Annotated in this window: 16 protein-coding genes; 14 read left to right on the top strand and 2 right to left on the bottom strand. The window is 72.5% G+C overall.

All coding sequences use genetic code 11. The features are described from left to right. The first annotated feature begins 116 nt into the window (after positions 1-116). From ACFVGS_RS26130 to ACFVGS_RS26110, 5 genes are all read left to right on the top strand, one after another. Positions 117-1,538: a diaminobutyrate--2-oxoglutarate transaminase family protein gene (locus tag ACFVGS_RS26130; RefSeq protein WP_384415246.1), complete on the top strand. Its 1,422-nt coding sequence runs from the start codon at positions 117-119 to the stop codon at positions 1,536-1,538. A 48-nt stretch (positions 1,539-1,586) separates the two neighbouring features. Further along, positions 1,587-3,590 carry an IucA/IucC family protein gene (locus ACFVGS_RS26125; RefSeq protein WP_385693862.1) on the top strand — a complete coding sequence of 668 codons (2,004 nt, stop codon included), beginning with the start codon at positions 1,587-1,589 and terminating at the stop codon, positions 3,588-3,590. Between the two features lie 71 nt (positions 3,591-3,661). Continuing rightward, on the top strand, positions 3,662-4,372 hold the full coding sequence (locus ACFVGS_RS26120) for a GNAT family N-acetyltransferase (RefSeq protein WP_385693860.1): 711 nt from the start codon (positions 3,662-3,664) through the stop codon (positions 4,370-4,372). A 61-nt stretch (positions 4,373-4,433) separates the two neighbouring features. Further along, positions 4,434-6,257, top strand: coding sequence for an IucA/IucC family protein (locus ACFVGS_RS26115; RefSeq protein WP_385693858.1), 1,824 nt, complete (start codon positions 4,434-4,436; stop codon positions 6,255-6,257). A 50-nt stretch (positions 6,258-6,307) separates the two neighbouring features. Further along, a complete protein-coding gene (locus ACFVGS_RS26110; protein ID WP_385693856.1) occupies positions 6,308-8,287 on the top strand; it encodes an ATP-dependent DNA helicase in 1,980 nt (659 codons plus the stop codon). 114 nt (positions 8,288-8,401) lie between these two features. On the opposite strand, the gene lexA is transcribed toward ACFVGS_RS26110, so the two are convergent. Further along, complete coding sequence (lexA, locus tag ACFVGS_RS26105; RefSeq protein WP_385693854.1) at positions 8,402-9,190, bottom strand: transcriptional repressor LexA; 789 nt, start codon at positions 9,188-9,190, stop codon at positions 8,402-8,404. Positions 9,191-9,727: 537 nt separating this feature from the next. On the opposite strand from lexA, the gene nrdR reads away from it, so the two are divergent. The 3 genes from nrdR (at position 9,728) to ACFVGS_RS26090 (ending at position 14,158) form a co-directional block, all read left to right on the top strand. After that, the gene (gene nrdR, locus ACFVGS_RS26100) at positions 9,728-10,237 is read left to right on the top strand and encodes a transcriptional regulator NrdR (protein WP_384415230.1); all 510 of its coding nucleotides are present in this window, start codon (positions 9,728-9,730) and stop codon (positions 10,235-10,237) included. Positions 10,238-10,413: 176 nt separating this feature from the next. After that, a complete protein-coding gene (locus ACFVGS_RS26095) occupies positions 10,414-13,302 on the top strand; it encodes a vitamin B12-dependent ribonucleotide reductase (RefSeq protein WP_384415229.1) in 2,889 nt (962 codons plus the stop codon). A 175-nt stretch (positions 13,303-13,477) separates the two neighbouring features. Then, positions 13,478-14,158 carry a DUF6215 domain-containing protein gene (locus tag ACFVGS_RS26090; RefSeq protein WP_384415226.1) on the top strand — a complete coding sequence of 227 codons (681 nt, stop codon included), beginning with the start codon at positions 13,478-13,480 and terminating at the stop codon, positions 14,156-14,158. A 73-nt stretch (positions 14,159-14,231) separates the two neighbouring features. Here ACFVGS_RS26090 and ACFVGS_RS26085 read toward each other — a convergent pair whose 3' ends face one another. After that, positions 14,232-14,774, bottom strand: a complete 543-nt coding sequence (locus tag ACFVGS_RS26085; RefSeq protein ID WP_384415223.1) for a TerD family protein — start codon at positions 14,772-14,774, stop codon at positions 14,232-14,234. Positions 14,775-14,834: 60 nt separating this feature from the next. Here ACFVGS_RS26085 and ACFVGS_RS26080 point away from each other — a divergent pair, with 60 nt between their 5' ends. The 6 genes from ACFVGS_RS26080 (at position 14,835) to ACFVGS_RS26055 (ending at position 21,978) form a co-directional block, all read left to right on the top strand. Beyond that, positions 14,835-15,680 (top strand): arylamine N-acetyltransferase, encoded by an 846-nt coding sequence (locus ACFVGS_RS26080; RefSeq protein ID WP_385693851.1) that lies wholly within the window; start codon positions 14,835-14,837, stop codon positions 15,678-15,680. 32 nt (positions 15,681-15,712) lie between these two features. Further along, positions 15,713-16,318 (top strand): YdbC family protein, encoded by a 606-nt coding sequence (locus tag ACFVGS_RS26075; protein WP_384415218.1) that lies wholly within the window; start codon positions 15,713-15,715, stop codon positions 16,316-16,318. A 252-nt stretch (positions 16,319-16,570) separates the two neighbouring features. After that, positions 16,571-17,230, top strand: coding sequence for a phosphoglycerate mutase family protein (locus ACFVGS_RS26070; RefSeq protein WP_384415215.1), 660 nt, complete (start codon positions 16,571-16,573; stop codon positions 17,228-17,230). A gap of 153 nt (positions 17,231-17,383) precedes the next feature. Continuing rightward, positions 17,384-18,115 (top strand): hypothetical protein, encoded by a 732-nt coding sequence (locus ACFVGS_RS26065; RefSeq protein WP_385693849.1) that lies wholly within the window; start codon positions 17,384-17,386, stop codon positions 18,113-18,115. An 812-nt stretch (positions 18,116-18,927) separates the two neighbouring features. Beyond that, positions 18,928-19,839: an ADP-ribosylglycohydrolase family protein gene (locus tag ACFVGS_RS26060; protein ID WP_385693847.1), complete on the top strand. Its 912-nt coding sequence runs from the start codon at positions 18,928-18,930 to the stop codon at positions 19,837-19,839. Positions 19,840-20,163: 324 nt separating this feature from the next. Beyond that, positions 20,164-21,978 carry a DUF4153 domain-containing protein gene (locus ACFVGS_RS26055; protein ID WP_385693845.1) on the top strand — a complete coding sequence of 605 codons (1,815 nt, stop codon included), beginning with the start codon at positions 20,164-20,166 and terminating at the stop codon, positions 21,976-21,978. The last annotated feature ends 130 nt before the right edge of the window (positions 21,979-22,108 follow it).

Raw genomic sequence — 22,108 nt, 5'->3', positions numbered from 1 at the left:
GGCCCCGTCGTTGGTACGTACGGGGGACACAGCGGCAGCTTTCAGGACGCCCCTCCGGGCGGCCCTGCAACGTACCGATGTGCAACGCAACCGTTACAGCGGGAGGACGACGAGCCGTGGCCGTGACCGAACCAGCTCCGGCCGTACCACCGGGCGCGCGGGTCCGTGAGGACGCCCACGCGACCGGAGAGGGAGGCGCCCACGAGGGCATCCTGCGCCGCCAGGCGCAGCGCGAATCCGCCGCGCGCACCTACGCGCGCTCGCTGCCGATCGTCCCCGTGCGGGCCAGGGGCCTCACCATCGAGGGCGCCGACGGCCGCCGCTACCTCGACTGCCTCTCCGGCGCCGGCACCCTCGCGCTCGGGCACAACCACCCGGTCGTCCTGGAAGCCGTCCGCAAGGTCCTCGACTCGGGCGCCCCGCTGCACGTCCTGGACCTCGCCACCCCCGTCAAGGACGCCTTCGTCACGGAGCTGTTCGCCACCCTGCCCGCGAAGCTCGCCGCCGACGCCCGCATCCAGTTCTGCGGACCCGCCGGCACCGACGCCGTCGAGGCCGCCCTCAAACTCGTCCGCACCGCCACCGGCCGGCGCGGCGTCCTCGCCTTCAGCGGCGCCTACCACGGCATGACCACCGGCGCCCTCGACGTCTCCGGCGGCGCCGACGACGTCCGCGTCGCCCGGCTGCCCTACCCGCGGAACTACCGCTGCCCCTTCGGCGTCGGCGGGGAACGCGGCGCCGAACTGGCCGCCCGCTGGACCGAGACCGTGCTCGACGACCCCAAGAGCGGCATCCCCGCACCCGCCGGCATGATCCTCGAACCCGTCCAGGGCGAGGGCGGCGTCATCCCCGCCCCGGACAGCTGGCTGCGCCGCATGCGGGAACTCACCGAGGCCCGCTCCATCCCGCTGATCGCCGACGAGATCCAGACCGGCGTCGGCCGCACCGGCGCCTTCTGGGCGGTCGACCACAGCGGGATCGTGCCGGACGTGATGGTGCTGTCCAAGGCCATCGGCGGCTCCCTCCCGCTCGCCGTCGTCGTCTACCGCTCCGAGCTCGACGCCTGGGAACCCGGCGCCCACGCCGGAACCTTCCGCGGCAACCAGCTCGCCATGGCCGCGGGCGCCGCCACCCTCGCGTACGTACGGGAGAACGGGCTGGCCGAACGCGCCGGCACCCTCGGCGCCCGCATGCTCGGACAGCTCCAGGGCCTCGCCGCCACGCACCCCTGCGTCGGCGACGTCCGCGGCCGCGGACTGATGCTCGGCGTCGAACTCGTCGACCCGGACCCCGGGAGCACCGGCCCCGACGACCTCGCCCCACCGCCCGACCCCGAGCTCGCGGGCGAGGTCCAGCGCCAGTGCCTCGACCGCGGACTCATCGTCGAACTGGGCGGCCGGCACAACGCCGTCGTCCGGCTGCTTCCCCCGCTCACCCTCACCGACGAGCAGGCGGCCGCCGTCCTCGACCGCTTCGCCGACGCCCTGGCCGCGGCCGAACGGGCCCACCGGACCCGCCCGTCCGGGCCGTCCCGCTGAACCCGGACCGACCCCGCCCGGCCCCTTCCCCCCTCCAAGGAAGCCCCCGTGAACCCCACCCCCGCCTCCGCCGAGACGACCGGAACCGCCACCGCCACCGTCCTCGCCGCCGTCGACGGCCCCCCGACCGCCGGGACGACCGCCGCCACGGCCGACGGCCCGTCGACCGCCGAACCCACCGTGCCCCGCCAGTACCCCGGCCCCCACGCCCAGCCCCGACCCCAGGCCCCGGCCCACGCCGCGCCCCTCGCCGGCCCGCAGCCGGTCGCCGCGCCCGGCCCCGCCGCGGCGCCCGGCCCCGCCGCGGCGCCCGGCCCCGACCCGCTGGACGACCCCGACCCCGCGCGGGCCGCCGACAGCGCCGCCGTCGAGAACCTGCTGCGCTGCTGGGTACGGGAGAAGAACCTCCCCGCACCCGAACCGGCCGCGCCGGGCACCGCCGCCACCCTGCGCATCCCGCTCGACGCCAGCGGCACCGCCCTCCTCGTCCCCGTCCGCCACTGGTCGCCCACCGGCTGGCACCGCTTCGGAGCCCCCGCCCTCGAAGGCCTCGCCGCCACCGCCCCGGCCGTCGACGCCGTCACCCTCGCCGCCCTGCTCAGCCGCGAGACCGGCCGCTCCGAGGCCACCGAACTCGTCGGCCGGGTCGCCGACTCGGCCCGCCGCACCGCCGACTTCATCGCCGAGCGCCGCCGCGACCCACGGCCCGCCCCCGAGGCCGACCTCTTCCTCACCGCCGAGCAGTCCCTGCTCCTCGGCCACCCCCTCCACCCCACGCCCAAGAGCCGCGAAGGACTCTCCGAGGCCGAGGCCCGGCTCTACTCGCCCGAACTGCACGGCTCCTTCCCACTCCACTGGATGGCCGTCGACCACACCGTCCTCGCCACCGACTCCGCCTGGACCGAACAGGGCCGCCCGGTCGCCGCCGCCCAGCTCACCGCCGGCCTCGCCGACGGCCTCGAACTCCCCCCTGGCACCGCCGCCCTGCCGCTCCACCCCTGGCAGGCCCGCGAACTCCGGCACCGCCCCGCCGTCGCCGCCCTCCTCGACGCCGGACTCCTCCACGACCTCGGCCCCCACGGCAGCCGCTGGCACCCCACCTCCTCCGTCCGCACCGTGCACCGTCCCGGCGCCCGCGCCATGCTCAAGCTCTCCCTCGGCGTCCGGATCACCAACTCCCGCCGCGAGAACCTGCGCAAGGAACTCCACCGCGGCGTCGAGGTGCACCGCCTGCTGCGCACCGGCCTCGTCGACCAGTGGCAGGCCGCCCACCCGACCTTCGACATCGTCCGCGACCCGGCCTGGCTCGCCGTCGACACGCCCGACGGCCTGCCCGTCCCCGGACTCGACGTCATGATCCGGCACAACCCCTTCACCGCCGGGGACGACGCCGTCTGCCTGGCCGCGCTCACCGCCCCGCGCCCCTGGCCCGGCTCCGCCCGGATGCGCTCGCGCCTGGCCGAACTCGTCCTCCGTCTCGCCGCCCGCACCGGTCGCCCCACCACCGCCGTCGCCACCGAGTGGTTCCTGCGCTACCTCGACCTCGTGGTCCGCCCGGTGCTGTGGCTCGACGGCCACGCCGGCGTCGCGCTGGAGGCCCACCAGCAGAACACCCTCGTCCTCCTCGACGCCGAGGGCTGGCCCGTCGGCGGCCGCTACCGCGACAACCAGGGCTACTACTTCCGCGAGTCCCGCCGCGACGAGCTGGAGAGCCGCCTCCCCGGCATCGGCCGCACCAGCGACACCTTCGTCTCCGACCAGGTCACCGACGAGCGCTTCGCCTACTACCTCGGCATCAACAACGTCCTCGGCCTCATCGGAGCCTTCGGCTCCCAGCAGCTCGCCGACGAACGCGTCCTGCTCGCCGCCCTGCGTCGCTTCCTCACCGGCGCGACCGGCCTCGGCTCCCCGCTGCCGCACCGGCTCCTGGAAGCCGCGACCCTGCGCTGCAAGGCCAACCTCCTCACCCGGCTGCACGGCCTCGACGAGCTCGTCGGCCCCGTCGACACCCAGTCCGTCTACGTCACCGTCACCAACCCCCTCCGATCCTGACCCGCCGCCGGAGACCACCCCGGCCGACCCCGTCCCGTCCCACCACCGACCGCCGAGAGGAGAGCGCCCCCGTGCCTCCCACCGAAGCGCGCCCCGGCAGCACGACCCCGCCCGGCGCCGACCGGAGCCCCGACGACACCCTCGACCTGCACCTGCCCGGGGAACTCGTCGCTCTGCTCGCCGCGGACGAACAGAGCCGGAGCGCCGAGGGCGACCTCCTCGACGACCTGGCCGGCTGGCAGCCGGCCGTCACCCCCGTCGGCCGCTTCCGGCTCGTCCCGGTCCGGCTCGACCGCGACCTGCCGCTCCTGACGCGCTGGATGAACGACCCGGCCGTGGCGGCCTTCTGGGAGCTCCAGGGCCCCGAGAGCATCACCGCCGAGCACCTCCGCGCCCAACTCGACGGCGACGGACGCAGCGTGCCCTGCCTCGGCGTGCTCGACTCCACGCCCATGAGCTACTTCGAGATCTACCGCGCCGATCTCGACCCGCTCGCCCGTCACTACCCCGCGCGCCCGCACGACACCGGCATCCACCTCCTCATCGGCGGCGTCGCCGACCGCGGCCGCGGCGTCGGCACCGCCCTGATCCGGGCCGCCGCCGACCTCGTCCTCGACCACCGGCCCCGCTGCACCCGCGTCCTCGCCGAACCCGACCTGCGCAACACCCCCTCCGTAGCAGCCTTCCTCGGCGCCGGCTTCCGCCTCTCCGCGGAAGTCGACCTCCCCGACAAACGAGCCGCGCTCATGGTCCGCGACCGGGCCCTGCGTCACGTCCTCTGAACACCCCTCTGACTTACATACACCGCTCGACCCACAGCGGTTCCCACTCCGAGGAGTCCTCGTGTCGACGTCCCCTGCACCCCACGACTCCGCACGACCCGCACCGTCCGCGCCGCCCGCCCCGCCGGCCCTGCACAGCCCACCGGAGCTCAACCCGGAGGCCTGGACCAGGGCCGGCGCCCGCCTCCTCGCCAAGGCCGTCGCCGAGTTCGCGTACGAGGAGATCGTCGAACCGCAGCCGGCCGACGGCCCCGACGGCCGCCACACCCTCACCCTCGACGACGGGGCCACCCTCGCCTTCACCGCCCGGCGCGGCGCCTACGGCGGCTGGCGGGTCGATCCCGGCTCGCTCACCCTCGACGGCGCACCCGCGACCGACCCCCTCGACTTCCTCGTCCGCGCCCGCCGGCTCCTCCGTCTCGACGGCGCGACCCTCGGCCACCTCGTCCGCGAGCTCACCACCACGCTCGCCGCCGACGCCCGGCTCGACCACACCGCCCTGCCCGCCGCCCAGCTCGCCGACCTCGGCTACGCGGAGCTCGAAGGCCACCAGACCGGCCACCCCTGGATCGTCGTCAACAAGGGCCGGATCGGTTTCTCCGCCCCCGACGCGGCCCGCTGGGCCCCCGAGGCCCGCCGCCCCGCCCGGCTGCCGTGGATCGCCGTCAGCAGCCGCATGGCCGCCTACCGCGGTGTCCCCGGCCTCGACACCCCCGACCTGCTCTACGACCGGGAGCTCGACCCCGAGGTCCGCGAGGGCTTCCGCACCGCGCTGCGCACCCGCGGCCTCGACCCGGACGGCTACCTCCTGCTGCCCGTCCACCCCTGGCAGTGGGACGAGGTCCTGCTCCCGCTCTTCGCCCCGGCGATCGCCTCCGGGGCCGTGGTCCCGCTGCCCGCCGACGGCGACCTCCGGCTGCCGCAGCAGTCCGTCCGCACCTTCCTCAACACCAGCCGGCCCGACCGGCACACCGTCAAGCTGCCGCTCTCCGTCCTCAACACCCTCGTCTGGCGCGGTCTGCCCACCGAGCGGACCCTCGCCGCCCCCGCCGTCACCGCCTGGGTCCACGGCCTGCGCGACGCCGACCCCTTCCTGCGCGAGGAATGCGGCGTGATCCTGCTCGGCGAGGTCGCCTCCGTCACCGTGGAGCACCCGCTCTACGACCGGCTGCCGGAGGTGCCGTACCAGTACAAGGAACTCCTCGGCGCGATCTGGCGCGAACCGCTGCGGCTGCCACCGGGCGAGCGCGCCCGCACCCTGGCCTCGCTGCTGCACACCGACCCCGAGGGCCGGGCCTTCGTCGCCGAGCTCGTCGACCGCTCGGGCGTCGCGCCCCGGGCCTGGCTCCAGCGCCTCTTCGCCGCCCTGCTGCCGCCCCTGCTGCACTTCCTCTACCAGTACGGCACGGTCTTCTCCCCGCACGGCGAGAACGCGATCATCGTCTACGACGAGCAGGACGTGCCCGTCCGGCTGGCGATCAAGGACTTCGTCGACGACGTGAACGTCAGCGCCGTGCCGCTTCCGGAACACGACACGATGCCGGACGACGTCCGCGCCGTGCTGCTCACGGAGGAACCCGACTTCCTCACCCAGTTCATCCATTCGGGCCTTTTCGTGGGCGTCTTCCGCTACCTGGCGCCGCTGTGCGAGGAGCAACTGGACGTGCCGGAGGAGGAGTTCTGGACGCTGGTGCGCGCCGAGATCCTGCGCCACCAGGCCCGCTTCCCGGAGCTGAAGGAACGGTTCGAGCTGTTCGATCTCCTGGTGCCGCGGATCGAGCGGCTCTGCCTCAACCGCAACCGCCTCCACCTCGACGGCTACCGTGACCGCCCCGAGCGGCCCCACGCCGCCGTCCACGGCACCGTCCCGAACCCGCTCGCGTGACCGCCGGCACGGGACCGGCTGTCGGTGGTGCCCCGTAGGGTGGAAGGGCTATGACGAAGCCATCCCTCCCCGATCTCCTCCACGCCGCCGTGACCGCCGTCGGCGGTGTGGAGCGCCCCGGCCAGGTCACCATGGCCGAGGCCGTGGCCGAGGCCATCGACGACGGTTCCCACCTCCTCGTCCAGGCCGGCACCGGCACCGGTAAGTCCCTCGGCTATCTCGTGCCGGCCCTCGCGCAGGGCGAGCGGGTGGTGGTAGCGACGGCGACGCTGGCCCTGCAGCGCCAGCTCGTCGAGCGCGACCTGCCGCGGACGGTCGACGCGCTGCACCCGCAGCTGCGGCGCCGCCCCGAGTTCGCCATGCTCAAGGGCCGGTCGAACTATCTGTGCCTGCACCGTCTCCACGAGGGCGTCCCGCAGGACGAGGAGGAGGGCCTCTTCGACCCCTTCGAGGCGGCGGCCCCCACCAGCAAGCTCGGCCAGGACCTGCTGCGGCTGCGGGACTGGTCCGACGAGACCGAGACCGGCGACCGCGACGACCTCACGCCCGGCGTGTCCGACCGGGCCTGGGCCCAGGTCTCGGTCTCCTCGCGCGAATGCCTGGGCGCGAGCAAGTGCGCGTACGGGGCGGAGTGCTTCGCCGAGGCGGCCCGTGAGCGGGCCAAGCTGGCCGAGGTCGTCGTCACCAACCACGCGCTGCTCGCCATCGACGCGATCGAGGGCGCGCCGGTGCTGCCGCAGCACGAGGTACTGATCGTCGACGAGGCCCATGAGCTGGTCTCCCGGGTGACCGGGGTCGCCACCGGAGAGCTCACGCCGGGCCAGGTGAACCGGGCGGTGCGCCGGGCGGCGAAGCTGGTCGACGAGAAGGTGGCCGACCAGCTGCAGACCGCCGCCGAGGGCTTCGAGAAGCTGATGGAGCTGGCGCTGCCGGGCCGCCTGGAGGAGATCCCCGAGGACCTCGGCTACGCGCTGATGGCGCTGCGCGACGCCTCCCGCGCGGTGATCACGGCCCTCGGCAACACCCGCGACCGCTCGGTGCAGGACGAGGACGCCGTCCGCAAGCAGGCACTCGCTTCCGTGGAGACCGTCCACGGCGTCGCGGAGCGGATCACACAGGGCTCGGAGTGGGACGTCGTCTGGTACGAGAGGCACGACCGCTTCGGCGCCTCGCTGCGAGTCGCGCCGCTGAGCGTCTCGGGCCTGCTGCGGGAGAAGCTGTTCGCGGACCGTTCGGTGGTGCTGACCTCGGCCACCCTCAAGCTCGGCGGAGACTTCAACGGTGTGGGGGCCTCGCTGGGCCTGGCCCCCGAGGGCACCCAGGGCGAGGACCTGCCGGTCTGGAAGGGCATCGACGTCGGTTCGCCGTTCGACTATCCGAAGCAGGGCATCCTCTACGTCGCCAAGCACCTCAACCGGCCCGCGCGGGACGGTGAGCGCGGGGACATGCTGGACGAGCTGACCGAGCTGATGCAGGCCGCCGGCGGACGGACGCTCGGACTGTTCTCCTCGATGCGCGCGGCCCAGCAGGCGGCCGAGGAGCTGCGCACGAGGATTCCCGAGCTGCCGATCCTGCTCCAGGGTGAGGACACCCTCGGCGAGCTGATCAAGAACTTCGCCGCCGACCCGAAGACCTGTCTCTTCGGCACGCTCTCCCTGTGGCAGGGCGTGGACGTTCCCGGGCCGAGCTGCCAGCTGGTCGTCATGGACAAGATCCCGTTCCCGCGCCCGGACGACCCGCTGATGAGCGCGCGCCAGAAGGCCGTCGAGGACGCCGGAGGCAATGGCTTCATGGCGGTGGCGGCGACCCATGCTGCGCTGCTGATGGCGCAGGGCGCCGGCCGTCTCGTACGGGCGACGGGGGACCGGGGTGTGGTCGCGGTGCTGGATCCGCGTCTCGCGACGGCGCGGTACGGCAGCTATCTGAAGGCTTCGCTGCCGGACTTCTGGTTCACCACGGACCGCAACCAGGTGCGGAAGTCGCTGGCGGCCATCGACGCGGCGGCCAAGGCCGCGGAGGCGGGGGCGTAGGGAGAAGGGCGGTTCCGGGGCCGGCACGAAGCAGACCCCGGGGCCGGGCATACAGCAGGCCCCGGGACCGGCGCAGTGGGTCCCGGGGCCCGGTTCAGGGCCGACGAGGTGGGGTCACACCCGTCGCAGCACGGCGACGACCTTGCCGAGGATGGTGGCCTCGTCACCGGGGATCGGCGCGTACGCCGAGTTGTGGGGGAGCAGCCAGACGTGGCCGTCCTCGCGCTTGAAGCGCTTCACGGTGGCCTCGCCGTCGAGCATGGCGGCCACGATGTCACCGTTCTCGGCGACGGGCTGGCGGCGGACCGTGACCCAGTCGCCGTCGCAGATCGCCGCCTCGATCATGGAGTCGCCGACCACCTTGAGGACGAACAGCTCGCCGTCACCCACGAGCTGCCGGGGCAGCGGGAAGACGTCCTCGACGGACTCCTCGGCCAGGATGGGGCCACCTGCCGCGATCCGGCCGACCAGGGGGACGTAGGAGGCGGCGGGCTTGCCGGTGGTGTCGGTCGGCTGGGTGCTGGGCTGGTCCGAGCCGCGGACCTCGTAGGCCCGGGGCCGGTGCGGGTCGCGGCGCAGGAAGCCCTTGCGCTCGAGGGCCATGAGCTGGTGTGCCACGGAGGAGGTGCTGGAGAGGCCCACGGCCTGGCCGATCTCGCGCATCGACGGCGGGTAGCCTCGGCGCTGCACGGAGTCGCGGATGACCTCGATGACGCGCCGCTGGCGGTCGGTGAGGCCGGAGCTGTCGGCCCGGATGCCTGGAGGTCGTCCGGGAAGCGAGCGCGCGGGCCGGCCGGGCTCCTCCCCGCTCATGGCGGCGTCATTCATGGCATGCACCGGCTCGAGTCGGCCCTGGGCGCGGCCCTGGGCAGTGATGGTGGCACTGTCTGCGGTGGTGGTCACGTCGTCGGCCCCTCTCGAATGGTCTCCCTGGCTGGCACAACGGTAGTGGCTTTCGAAAGGTTGCGCCAAACACACGTTCGAGTGAAAATTCGCAGTTCGCCTTACGTGTACGCATGAGCGGGTGTATACGCGGACCCCGGGTTCCTTCTCAAATCGGTCATTACGGTAACGTTCACCGCCGGACCGGCCGGGACCTGTCGGGTCCCGACTCGCCGGGCCGCCGGCGGGCGGGCGGGTCACCGAGGGTGCCCTCCCAGTCTGGCACCGGCCACCCCGGGATCCGCGTCGCCGCGCCCTTCCCGTACCCTCGTGGCCGGTCGCGGACGCCTCGCGGACCCGCCGGACGTGCGACACGCGCGTGGTGCCCGAAATGCCGACCAACCCAAGATCTAGTGGTTGTATGGCATCAGCCACCCACCAGTAGTGGTCCCCGGTCGGCCGGGGCAGCTCGGATCGCCTATGCTGGTGGTCGCTTCGCAGGGCCCTCAACGGCCGGGCGGGGCTATTCAGTCGTGCCGTGAGGGAGGGTCGGAACCAATGCACTGCCCCTTCTGCAGGCACCCCGACAGCCGCGTCGTCGACAGTCGTACGACCGACGACGGCACGTCGATCCGCCGCCGCCGCCAGTGCCCCGACTGCTCCCGTCGTTTCACGACCGTGGAGACGTGTTCGCTCATGGTGGTCAAGCGGTCCGGGGTCACCGAACCCTTCAGCCGTACCAAGGTCATCTCCGGCGTGCGCAAGGCGTGCCAGGGGCGGCCCGTCACCGAGGACGCCCTCGCCAAGCTCGGCCAGCGGGTCGAGGAGGCGGTGCGCGCCACCGGGAGTGCCGAGCTGACCACCCACGACGTGGGTCTGGCCATCCTCGGCCCGCTGCAGGAACTCGACCTCGTCGCGTACCTGCGCTTCGCGTCCGTGTACAAGGCTTTCGACAGCCTCGAAGACTTCGAGGCCGCCATCGCGGAGCTCCGCGAGCGGCCTCCCGCTGAGGGCGGCGGGCCCGGAGCGACCCCCGGGGTCCCCGTTCCCGCCACCGCCGCCGAGTAGACCGGCGGGCCGGACCGCCGAGGTCCGGCGACCGGCCGCCACGCGGCCCCACAAAACCTGCCCCGAGCGATCCGTGAGGCGTTCGCGGCAAGAGCACTACAGACAGCAGTACAGAAAACGGAGCCCCGGAATTTTCCGGGCGCTCCAGGGTGTTTTGCCCGTATATGGGAGGCGGCATGACAGAGACGGCGAGCGGTCCGGCACGTGGTTCCCGCGCCAAGGGAGCCAAGGCGGCGAGCAAGGGCCTGCGAATCGAACGCATCCACACCACCCCCGGCGTGCATCCGTACGACGAGGTGACCTGGGAGCGTCGTGACGTCGTCATGACCAACTGGCGCGACGGCTCGATCAACTTCGAGCAGCGCGGCGTCGAGTTCCCCGACTTCTGGTCGGTGAACGCGGTCAACATCGTCACCAGCAAGTACTTCCGCGGGGCCGTCGGCACCCCGCAGCGCGAGACCGGTCTCAAGCAGCTGATCGACCGGATCGTGAAGACCTACACGAAGGCCGGCGAGGACTACGGCTACTTCGCCTCGCCCGCCGACGCCGAGATCTTCGAGCACGAGCTGGCCTACGCCCTCCTGCACCAGATCTTCAGCTTCAACTCCCCGGTGTGGTTCAACGTCGGCACGCCCCAGCCCCAGCAGGTCTCCGCCTGCTTCATCCTGTCCGTCGACGACTCCATGGAGTCGATCCTCGACTGGTACAAGGAAGAGGGCATGATCTTCAAGGGCGGCTCCGGCGCCGGCCTGAACCTCTCCCGCATCCGCTCCTCCAAGGAGCTGCTCTCCTCCGGCGGCAACGCCTCCGGCCCGGTCTCCTTCATGCGCGGTGCCGACGCCTCGGCAGGAACGATCAAGTCGGGCGGCGCCACCCGCCGCGCCGCCAAGATGGTCATCCTCGACGTCGACCACCCCGACATCGAGGACTTCATCGAGACCAAGGTCAAGGAGGAGGAGAAGATCCGCGCCCTCCGTGACGCGGGCTTCGACATGGACCTGGGCGGCGACGACATCACGTCCGTCCAGTACCAGAACGCCAACAACTCCGTCCGCGTGAACGACGAGTTCATGAAGGCTGTCGAGGCCGGCGGCAAGTTCGGCCTGCGCGCCCGCATGACCGGCGAGGTCATCGAGGAGGTCGACGCCAAGGCGCTCTTCCGCAAGATGGCCGAGGCCGCGTGGGCCTGCGCCGACCCCGGCATCCAGTACGACGACACGATCAATCACTGGCACACCTGCCCCGAGTCCGGCCGCATCAACGGCTCGAACCCGTGCAGCGAGTACATGCACCTGGACAACACGTCCTGCAACCTCGCCTCGCTGAACCTGATGAAGTTCCTCAAGGACGACGGCAAGGGCAACCAGTCCTTCGACGTCGAGCGCTTCGCCAAGGTCGTCGAGCTCGTCATCACCGCGATGGACATCTCCATCTGCTTCGCCGACTTCCCCACCCAGAAGATCGGCGAGAACACCCGCGCCTTCCGCCAGCTCGGCATCGGCTACGCCAACCTCGGCGCCCTCCTCATGGCGACCGGCCACGCGTACGACTCCGACGGCGGCCGCGCCCTCGCCGGCGCCATCACCTCGCTGATGACGGGTACGTCGTACAAGCGCTCCGCCGAGCTGGCCGCGGTCGTCGGCCCGTACGACGGCTACGCGAAGAACGCCACCCCGCACCAGCGCGTCATGAAGCAGCACGCCGACGCCAACGCCAAGGCCGTCCGCATGGACGACCTGGACACCCCGATCTGGGCCGCCGCCACGGAGGCCTGGCAGGACGTGATCCGCCTGGGCGAGAAGAACGGCTTCCGCAACTCCCAGGCGTCGGTCATCGCCCCGACCGGCACCATCGGTCTCGCGATGTCCTGCGACACCACCGGCCTGGAGCCCGACCTCGCCCTGGTCAAGTTCAAGAAGCTGGTCGGCGGCGGCTCGATGCAGATCGTCAACGGCACCGTCCCGCAGGCCCTGCGCCGCCTGGGTTACCAGGAGGAGCAGATCGAGGCGATCGTCGCCCACATCGCCGAGCACGGCAACGTGATCGACGCGCCCGGCCTGAAGACCGAGCACTACGAGGTCTTCGACTGCGCCATGGGCGAGCGCTCCATCTCCGCGATGGGCCACGTCCGCATGATGGCCGCGATCCAGCCCTGGATCTCGGGCGCCCTCTCCAAGACGGTCAACATGCCGGAGACGGCGACCGTCGAGGAGGTCGAGGAGATCTACTTCGAGGCGTGGAAGATGGGCGTCAAGGCGCTCGCGATCTACCGCGACAACTGCAAGGTCGGCCAGCCGCTCTCCGCCAAGAAGAAGGAGGACGAGAAGGCCGAGGTGACCGCGAAGACCGAGGCGACGATCCGCGAGGCCGTCGAGAAGGTCGTCGAGTACCGCCCGGTCCGCAAGCGCCTCCCGAAGGGCCGCCCGGGGATCACCACCTCCTTCACCGTCGGTGGCGCCGAGGGCTACATGACCGCCAACTCCTACCCGGACGACGGTCTCGGCGAGGTCTTCCTGAAGATGTCGAAGCAGGGCTCGACCCTCGCGGGCATGATGGACGCCTTCTCCATCGCCGTCTCGGTCGGCCTGCAGTACGGCGTGCCGCTGGAGACGTACGTCTCGAAGTTCACCAACATGCGCTTCGAGCCGGCCGGCATGACGGACGACCCGGACGTGCGGATGGCGCAGTCGATCGTCGACTACATCTTCCGCCGCCTGGCGCTCGACTTCCTGCCCTTCGAGACCCGCTCCGCCCTCGGCATCCACTCCGCCGAGGAGCGCCAGCGCCACCTGGAGACGGGCTCCTACGAGCCCGCCGAGGACGAGGTCGACGTCGAGGGCCTGGCCCAGTCGGCGCCCCGCACCCAGGAGCTCAAGGCCGTCGCCGCCCCGGCGAAGGCCGAGGTCCCGGCCCCGAAGCAGGCCCACACCTCCGCGGAGCTCGTCGAGATGCAGCTCGGCATCAGCGCGGACGCCCCGCTCTGCTTCTCCTGCGGCACGAAGATGCAGCGCGCCGGCTCCTGCTACATCTGCGAGGGCTGCGGCTCGACCAGCGGTTGCAGCTGACCGTCCTGAGTGACACCTGACGGAGGGTGCCGTTCCCGGATTCCGGGGGCGGCACCCTCTTGTCGTGCCGCACCGCAGGCGGCCCGTACGCTCGCCCGTAAACCCGCCCGCGCTTCCTCGCCCTCGGGGGTTAGGCTCTGCGGCGCGCGAACGCGCGCTGAGCAGGGGGGAAAGCATGACGGAGCAGGTGGCGGCGGAGGCCAAGGGCCCGAGAGCCGGCGCGCAGGTGACGGCCGCGCTCGTCCTGGGGGCGGTCCTGGCGGGAGGGTTCTGGTACCTGGCGCAGAACGAGCAGGAGAGCGCCGCCGCGCGCGGACCGGCCGAGTGCCGGGCGTCCACCGGCAGGCTGCCGGCGACATACGTCAACGGCACCCGGCTGTGCCAGGCGCTCAACCGGCCGGACCTTCCGACGCTGCTCGGCACGCCGGGGGAGCAGGCGCAGAACGCGTGGGGGAACGACGGCGAGGACCCCACCGGCGGCAGGGCTCCCCGACCCGAGGGCCAGGTCGGCCTCCCCACGTACTCGGTGCAGCTCAGGCTCTCGTACGACCGGATGCCGGTCGCCCGCCTCGGGCGGCTCCTCGGCGGTACGGAGCCCACGACGTTCCAGGGGCGCGCGGCGTTCCTCTACTCGGACCGCACGCTCGCCCTCAAGATCCCGCTCGGCGGGGGCAAGGCCGAGTCCGGCACCGGCGGCATCGCCCGGCACTTGGTGGTCGCCAGGGACGCCAAGGACGGCGGCGGTTCCTACGAGCTCGTCATCTGGCGCGAGGACCAGGGGATCCCGGACGACGCGGCGCTGCTGCGGGTCGCCGAACGGGTCCTGCCGACGGTTCCCGGCTGGGCCGGGAACTGACGGAGGGGCGCGGTGCCGAGGGGAGGACCGGCCGTCGGGCGCCCCCCCGCCCGTGCTCCCAGGGCTCCGGCGCTCAGGCGGGGCGCGCGCCCATCACGGTGCCGAAGGTGCTCGGATCGATGTCGAAGCCGCGGAGGAGAGGGCGGAAGTCCCACTCCTCGGGGGCGTCCGACGCGCCGTCGCGGACGAACTCGGTGACCGTCGCCGCCGTCGCGTCCGCCACGGACGCGAGGTCGTCGTCGAGCAGATCGGTGTAGCCCTCGCGCACCCGGACGCCGGTCCGAGCCACCTGGCCGAACGTGAGCCGCCCGCCGCCCTGCTGTATGGCCACGCCCACCACCACGCGCGCGTAGCGCGGCGCGAGCCTGGTGAGCTCCAGCGTCATCGACTCGTCGTAGCCGAGGCCCTGGCCCGTACGGCTGTCGCGGTGGAGGGTGATGGTGCCGTCGGGCGAGCGGCTGTCGAAGTGCACCAGATAGGCAGGAGGCCCGTACGGGGCGTCCGCCGTGTAGACGGCCGCGACGAGGTCCAGGTCGTGCGCGGGAGCACCGGCCGGGCTGGGATCCCACTTGAGCGAGACCTCGACCTTGCCGACCCCCTTGTTGAGCCCGCTCACCGTGAATCCCCTCTCTCCGTAAGCTTCCTGACGTGCCGTTCATGGTGTCATGTGATCAACATGTCATCGGTCGAGGGGGAGTGCCGCATGTGGGGCGGGGAAGAGCTGGATCTGGACGCATATCTGGCGCGGATCGGGTACTCGGGGGAGCTCGCTCCCGATCTCGCGACCCTGCGCGCCGTGCACCGGGCGCACGTGGAGGCGATCCCCTTCGAGAACCTGGACGTGGCACTCGGGCGCCGGATCGCCCTGGACCTCAAGGGCCTCCAGGCCAAGCTCGTCGCCCGCCGGCGCGGCGGCTACTGCTACGAGCAGAACTCGCTGCTCGCCGCGGCCCTGGAGCGGATCGGCTTCGAGGTCGCGGGGCGCGGCGCCCGTAACCGGAGCCGGGGCGACGCGCTGACGCCGATCACCCACGCGGTGCTCGTCGTCACCGTGGACGGGGAGCAGTGGCTCGCGGACGCCGGCTTCGGCTGGCAGGGGCCGCTGGAGCCGGTGCCCCTCGCCGACGGCGCGCGCGTCGAGCAGGACGGCTGGGTCTTCGGCGTCGGCGTCGAGGCGGAGGGCGTCCACGTGCTGCGCGCGCTTCGCCCGGAGGGGTGGACCGACCTCTACTCGTTCGCACCGCACTCCCTGTTCCCCGTGGACTTCGAGCTCATGAACCACTACAGCTCCAGCCATCCGCGCTCGCGCTTCCTCGGCCAGGTGGTGGCCCATCTGCCGGGCGCGGCAGTGCGCCGGGCGCTGGTGCGCGACGGCCTGACCTCGGTACTCGTCGACGGATCGCGCGAGGAACGCCGCGTGGGGCCCGCGGAGTTGACGGCCACCCTCGCCGAGGTCTTCGGGATCGAGGTGGACGAGGAGGAGGCCGCGGGTCTGGTGCGGGTGCACTCCGGCGAGGTCTGACGGCGCGCCGCTCCGCCCCGTACCATGGCTCGGTGCTGGTCAAGTGGATTCGCTGCACCGTGGTGGACCGTCGAGGGTTCGAGCGGGGGCAGCGGAAGTGGGCGGGTCTGCTCGGTGAGCCGGGATTCCGGGGGCAGGGCGGAGGGTGGAGCCGGCGGCGGCCGGATGTCGCCCATGTCTTCGCGTTCTGGGAGAGCCGTGCGTTCTACGACTCCTTCATGGCTCGCTCGCACGACCGGCTCGCGGCCTCTCAGGTCGGCACGTACCGGGACGCCCAGGTCAAGCTGTTCGACCACCGCTTCGACGTGAAGACCGGCTTCGAGCCACGGTTCGCGGACGCGGACGTGGCCCGGGTCGCGCACTGCCGGGTGCACGAGGAGCGCGTGGAGCACTTCGCCCTCATGCAGGAGAAGGTGTGGAACCCGGCGATGGCCGGGTCTCCCGGCATGCTCCGGGGCCTGTTCGGCGAGGCGCCGGGGCACGAGTTCCTGGTCCTGTCGATGTGGAACTCGGCCGCGGAGCACGGCAAGTACCGCGTCGAGCGGATCGAGCGGCTCGGCCTGCGGGCGCAGACCGAGGCCGATGTCGCGGCGATGACGGGCGACGTGGTGCAGCTCGAGTCCGCCTGGACGGTGTGATCCTTCCGGCAGGCAGGCAGGCAGGCAGGCAGGCAGGCAGGCAGGCAGGCAGGCAGGCCGCCATGCTTTTCGCTCGGCCGAGGCGGCGGGGGCTGAGGCGGAGGCGGGGACAGGGGCTGAGGCGGGGCAGGGGCGAGGCAGGCTCGGGAAGCTCCACGGGTCGCGCGGCCTCGTCGAGGCGCTGTACGCCGGATGGACGCCGGGCGCCTGCCCGACTGAGCCGGTCGGCGGGGTGCCGTCTAGGGTCGTGGCATGGCACGACCGCGACGCATCGTCCTCGTACGACACGGAGAGTCCGAGGGCAATGTGGACGACACGGTGTACGAGCGCGAGCCCGACCACGCGCTCCGGCTCACCCGGACCGGGCGGCGCCAGGCCGAGAGCACGGGTGAGCGGCTGCGGGAGCTGTTCGGGGACGAGCGGGTCAGCGTCTACGTGTCGCCGTACCGCCGCACCCATGAGACGCTGCACGCCTTCCGGCTCGACCCGCGCCGGGTCCGCGTGCGGGAGGAGCCCCGGCTGCGCGAGCAGGACTGGGGCAACTGGCAGGAGCGGGAGGACGTACGTCTCCAGAAGGCGTACCGCGACGCCTACGGCCACTTCTTCTACCGCTTCGCACAGGGCGAGTCCGGCGCCGACGTGTACGACCGGGTGGGGGCCTTCCTGGAGAGCCTCTACCGGAGCTTCGAGGCGCCCGACCACCCGCCCAACGTGCTGCTCGTCACCCACGGACTGACCATGCGCCTCTTCTGCATGCGCTGGTTCCACTGGACGGTCGCCGAGTTCGAATCGCTGTCCAACCCGGACAACGCGGAGACCCGGATGCTGCTGCTCGGCAAGGACGGGAAGTACCGGCTCGACCGGCCCTTCGAACGCTGGCGTACCCCGGAACCGTACGGGCCCACCGGGTAGACACCTCATGGTGCCGACTCGTCAGGCACCGGTCGCGGTGTGCGAACAGCGATCGCTCGTAGAGCCAGGTCAGGGCCTCGCGCCGTCGTTTCGGTGAGCCCCTGTGTGGCTGTTCCCGCCCTCCAGGCCGCTGGGCGGTGGCATATTCGCGGGATGAGACATGTGCGCAGGGTGGGGGCGGCGGTCGCGATGGCCGCCGCTGCGGTGATGGTGTCCGGGTGCTCGGGGGGCGACGACAACTCCGCGAAGGGGGCAGGGACGATCCCCGCGGTCAGTGAGATACCGACGGTCAGTGAGATACCGACGGTCGACGTGTCCGTCGCACCGGCTACGGAGGAGCCGGTCACGGAGGCGCCGAGCACGCCGGCCACACCGCAGGAGGAGCTGGACCTTCTGGCGGCGGAGAAGAACTGGGAGGTCGACGATCTGTACGCGGGCTCGGCTGCCGCGTTCGTGGAGGACATCTGCGAGTCGCTGCCCACGAGCGGGGCCGGGAACTGGTCACGGCCGCAGTGGCTGGCGGAGTCCGGCAACTTCGAGGGTGACGGCAAGGCGATCCTGCAGGCGGGGATCCCGAAGTTGTGCCCGAAGTGGTCGACGGTCCTGAAGCAGGCGGTGTCGGGGAAGTACGACCGGTGGTTCGGCAACGGCACGTACGTGGTGTCGTCGAAGCCGGCCGCCGACGGCGACGGGGAGACCATCCCGCCGGGCACGTACCGGGCCGAGGGAAAGATGGAGAACTGCTACTGGGAGCGGACGTCGGAGTCCGGGGAGATCATCGACAACAACTTCGCGACGTCCGCGCGGAAGATCACGATCACGATCCGGTCGTCGGACGGCCAGTTCACGTCCGAGGGCTGCGAGGTGTGGAAGCCGGTGAAGTAGCCGCGCAGCGGCGCGGCCCCGCCGGACGACGAGGCGCCGCCGACCGTGCCGGGCAGCTGGGGCACGGTCGCCCGCAGGAGCCCCAGTACGGTGACCCGTCTCCCGCTCGCGTCCTGATGGGCCAGAGTGGCCGCCAGGGCACCCACGGTGCCCTGGACCAGAAAGAAGGCCAGGACAAGAGGGAGGAGGACGATCAGGAACATGTTCGCCAGCTCGCCCGGAGCGCCGGAGCCCACCCAGAGGGCGTCAGCGTCGGGGGCGCCCCGAAGTGCGTACATACCCAGGCCGGCGGCCACGGTCACCGTACAGACGGCCGGCTCCGACAGCAGCAGGGCCCCCAACAGCGGCCGCCAGGTCCTGCCCAGGACCTGGAATGCACCGCCCAGGAACACCCCGGGACTCGGCAGCGGAGGCGGTGGCCAGCCGGCATGCGGAGGGAGCGGGCCAGCCCCCGTGTTATGTCATGCCCCTGACATCGCATCGCCCTCCCCGAGGCCCCCGCGCCATGCAGTCGATCGTAGGCACCGGCTCCTACGGAGGGCAGCACTCCGACGGCAGCCCGCGGTGCGGAACAGACAACGCCGACAGTCGCGACAGGGGCCGAGGACTGACCGCCTTGCGGGCCCGTACGCGTTCTTTGGCGAACACTTCGACGGCGTCGAGTGCGCCGCGACGCGCCTGTGTATACGCGACGAGCCCCTGCCAAGGCAGGGGAAGGTGAGGACGACGCCAGGTTCCCGTGCCCGAAGAGGCCCAGTCGAACCACTTTGATGGTGCTGGATCCGTTGGCTACGAATTAGAGTGGCAGACCGATGACCGCTGACTCCTCTCTCGACCGGCGCTTCGAACGCGCCCTGGCCAGCCTGCGCGGGCTGTCCGTGGGAGACGCCCTGGGCTCCCAGTACTTCGTTCCCGCCAACTATCCCCTGCTCAAGCGGCACGAGCCGCCGACCGGTCCCTGGCAGTGGACCGACGACACGGAGATGGCCTGCTCGGTCCTCGCCGTGCTCGCCCGCCACGCGCGGATCGACCAGGACGCGCTGGCGCAGTCCTTCGCCCTGCACCACGACTTCGACCGCGGCTACGGTCCCGCCGTCAACCGGATGCTCCGGCTCATCCGCGAGGGAGGGGACTGGCGGCAGCTCGCCGCGGGTCTCTTCAACGGGCAGGGCTCGTGGGGCAACGGCGCCGCCATGCGGATCGCACCGCTCGGCGCCTGGTACGCCGACGACCCGGAACAGGCGACCCACCAGGCCGAGATCTCCGCGTACACCACCCACCAGCACCGCGAGGCCGTCGTCGGGACGATGGCCGTCGCCGCGGCGGCCGCCCTCGTCGCGGACCCGGCCGGTCCGCCCACGCCCGAGGCGCTGCTCGACGGTGTCGTCGCGCTCGTGCCGCGCAGCGCGGTCGGCGCCGGTCTTCGCCGGGCCCGCGACATGCTCGACTACGGCGACGCGGCGACCGTCGCGGCGGTCCTCGGCAGCGGTCGGCGTACGAGCGCGCACGACACCGTGCCGTTCGCGCTGTGGTCCGCCGCGCGGGCGCTCGGGGACTTCGAGCGGGTCTTCTGGACGACGGCCGGGGTGGGTGGTGACGTCGACACCACGTGCGCCATCGCCTGCGGGGTCGTCGCGGCGGGACCGGGCGGCGAGCCGCCCGTCGCCTGGCTCGAACAGACCGAAGAACTCCCGGACTGGGTGCCCACGGCGGCGCACTCCTAGGGAGGCCTCAAGCGCCGGCGCCGTCGTCGCAGGTCTCAGGCCGCCGGTGCCGTCGTCGCAGGTCTCAAGCGCCGTCGCCGTCCGCCGTCCCGCCGCACGGGTAGCCCGGGCGACGGGACGACGGACGGTTCCGGACGGTTCCGGGCGTTCCGGGCGCGCGTGTCACGGTCCTGCCACAGCCGGGGCCGAAACGGTTCGGCGGGGCGCCGCGCGGTTAGAGTCGGCCACTCGCAGCGCTGATCATGACAAACACAGCGCGCCGACGAGCCACCGGGACCGCCGAGCAGCCGCACGGCAGGGCGGACCGGGCCGGGAGGGGGTCCCGTGACCGACAATCCATCCGCTGAGCCGCCCAAGGACAGCCCGCCGCCGGGAAGTCCGGCGCCGAGCGCCACTCCGGCGCCGAGCACCACTCCGACGTCGAGCGCCACTCCGGCGCCGAGCGCCACTCCGACGTCGAGTGGTCCGGTGTCGGGAAGCACGACGCCGGGCGGTCCGGGTTCGGGAAGCACGACGCCGGGCGCGGTGATCGCGGGTGGTCCGCCGGCCGCGGTCGCGCCGCCGCACGGGCCGTACCGGCCGGGGCCGTACCCGCCGTACCAGACGTGGGGGCCGCCGCGGAAGCCGGCGCCCAGCAAGCTCAGGCCCCCGGCGCCGGCCGCTCCGACCTCCCCGACGCTGTGGGCCGTCGTGGCCACCGCGCTGGTGGCCTCGCTGCTGCTCAGCGGCGGCGCGGGCGCGAACCTGCTGCTCGTGGCCGTGCCCGCCACTCTCGCCGGGGCCTTCGCCGCCCGTGCGGCGGGCCGCCGACTGCGGCCCTGGACGCTGGTGTGGGCTGTCGGCGGCGCCGCGCTGCTCCTCGTACCCGTACTCAGCGACGCGGGCTGGCCGACCTTCCTCGCGATCGTCACGGCGCTGGGGCTCACCGGTTACGCGCTGCACGGCGGCCGGGGCTGGCCCAGCATGCTGTTCGGGCCGGTGGGGCTCTTCGACTCCCTCGGTACCGGCATGGCATGGACCTGGCGAGGCATGCGCGAGCGCGCCGGCGGCTCGCAGGGCCGCTGGGGCCCGGTGCTGCGCACGGTGCTCGTCGCCGTGGGTCTGCTGGTGGTCTTCGGCGCCCTGTTCGCCGGAGCCGACGCGGCCTTCGCCGATCTGCTCGGCTCCCTCATGCCCGACGTCTCGCTGGACCAGGCGCCCTGGCGGTTCCTGTGCTTCCTGCTCGGGCTGTTCGGCGCGATGGCCGTCGCCCGTACCGCCGCCGCCCCGCTGCGCTGGGACCGGCTGAGCTTCGGCCGGGGCCGGGCCCGCGGCCGGCTGGAATGGGCGCTGCCGCTCGTCGTCCTGAACCTGCTCTTCGCCGCCTTCAACGCCATCCAGCTCGCCGTGCTCTTCGGCGGCTACGACAAGGTCCTCAGCGAGACCGGTCTCACCTACGCCGAGTACGCGCGCCAGGGCTTCTGGCAGCTGCTCATGGCCACCCTCCTCACCCTCGTGGTGATCGGCCTGGCGCTGCGCTGGGCGCCCCGAGGCGACGTGCGCGACACCCGGCTCGTCCGGACCGTACTCGGCACCCTGTGCGTCCTCACCCTGGTCGTGGTCGCCTCCGCCCTGCGCAGGATGGACCTCTACGTGGACGCGTACGGGCTCACCCGGCTGCGCATCTCGGTGGCCACCATGGAGATCTGGCTCGGCGTCGCGATCCTGCTGATCATGGCGTCCGGGATCTGGGGCGCCCGGCTGCTGCCCCGCGCCCTGGCCGCGAGCGCCGCCGGCTTCGTCCTCGCCTTCGGGCTGATCCAGCCGGACGCCCTCATCGCCCAGCAGAACGTCGACCGTCACGAGCGGCTCGGCAAGATCGACGTGCGCTATCTCTCCGGACTCTCCACCGACGCCGTACCCGCCCTCGACCGGCTTCAGGGTGCCCTGCGCGACTGCGCGCTGCGGGACATCGCCGAGCGGCTGGACGAGGAGGGCGACGTGAGCTGGTACGCCACCAGCCTCTCCGAGTCCCGGGCCCGGGACATCCTCGCCGCGCGGCCCGTGAGCCGCTTCGCCTCCTGCGGCGGTGCCACCCGGGACGAGGAGTACGACCCGGACGCCGATCCGTACGACACGTACGACCCGTACGAGCCCTAGGACCGGCCCGTACCTCCTACGGCTGTACAGCTGTACAGCCGTAGGAGGTACGGCTCACGGCATTCCGGCTTCACGCTTTACGGCTTCACGGCCGTACGCGTACCGGCGTGCCCCCTCGTGCGGGAGGGGG

The organism is Streptomyces sp. NPDC127114 (genome assembly GCF_042677525.1).
Lineage (GTDB): Bacteria > Actinomycetota > Actinomycetes > Streptomycetales > Streptomycetaceae > Streptomyces.
The sequence above is the reverse complement of the archived record's forward strand: the minus strand, read 5'-3'. Positions and strand labels throughout refer to the sequence as shown.

Bases quoted from the DNA above. Each gene is read 5' to 3' on its own strand.
- ACFVGS_RS26110 (WP_385693856.1), top strand. From the start codon at position 6,308: ATGACGAAGCCATCCCTCCCCGATCTCCTCCACGCCGCCGTGACCGCC.
- nrdR (WP_384415230.1), top strand. From the start codon at position 9,728: ATGCACTGCCCCTTCTGCAGGCACCCCGACAGCCGCGTCGTCGACAGT.
- ACFVGS_RS26095 (WP_384415229.1), top strand. From the start codon at position 10,414: ATGACAGAGACGGCGAGCGGTCCGGCACGTGGTTCCCGCGCCAAGGGA.
- ACFVGS_RS26090 (WP_384415226.1), top strand. From the start codon at position 13,478: ATGACGGAGCAGGTGGCGGCGGAGGCCAAGGGCCCGAGAGCCGGCGCG.
- ACFVGS_RS26080 (WP_385693851.1), top strand. From the start codon at position 14,835: ATGTCATCGGTCGAGGGGGAGTGCCGCATGTGGGGCGGGGAAGAGCTG.
- ACFVGS_RS26070 (WP_384415215.1), top strand. From the start codon at position 16,571: ATGGCACGACCGCGACGCATCGTCCTCGTACGACACGGAGAGTCCGAG.
- ACFVGS_RS26065 (WP_385693849.1), top strand. From the start codon at position 17,384: ATGAGACATGTGCGCAGGGTGGGGGCGGCGGTCGCGATGGCCGCCGCT.
- ACFVGS_RS26060 (WP_385693847.1), top strand. From the start codon at position 18,928: ATGACCGCTGACTCCTCTCTCGACCGGCGCTTCGAACGCGCCCTGGCC.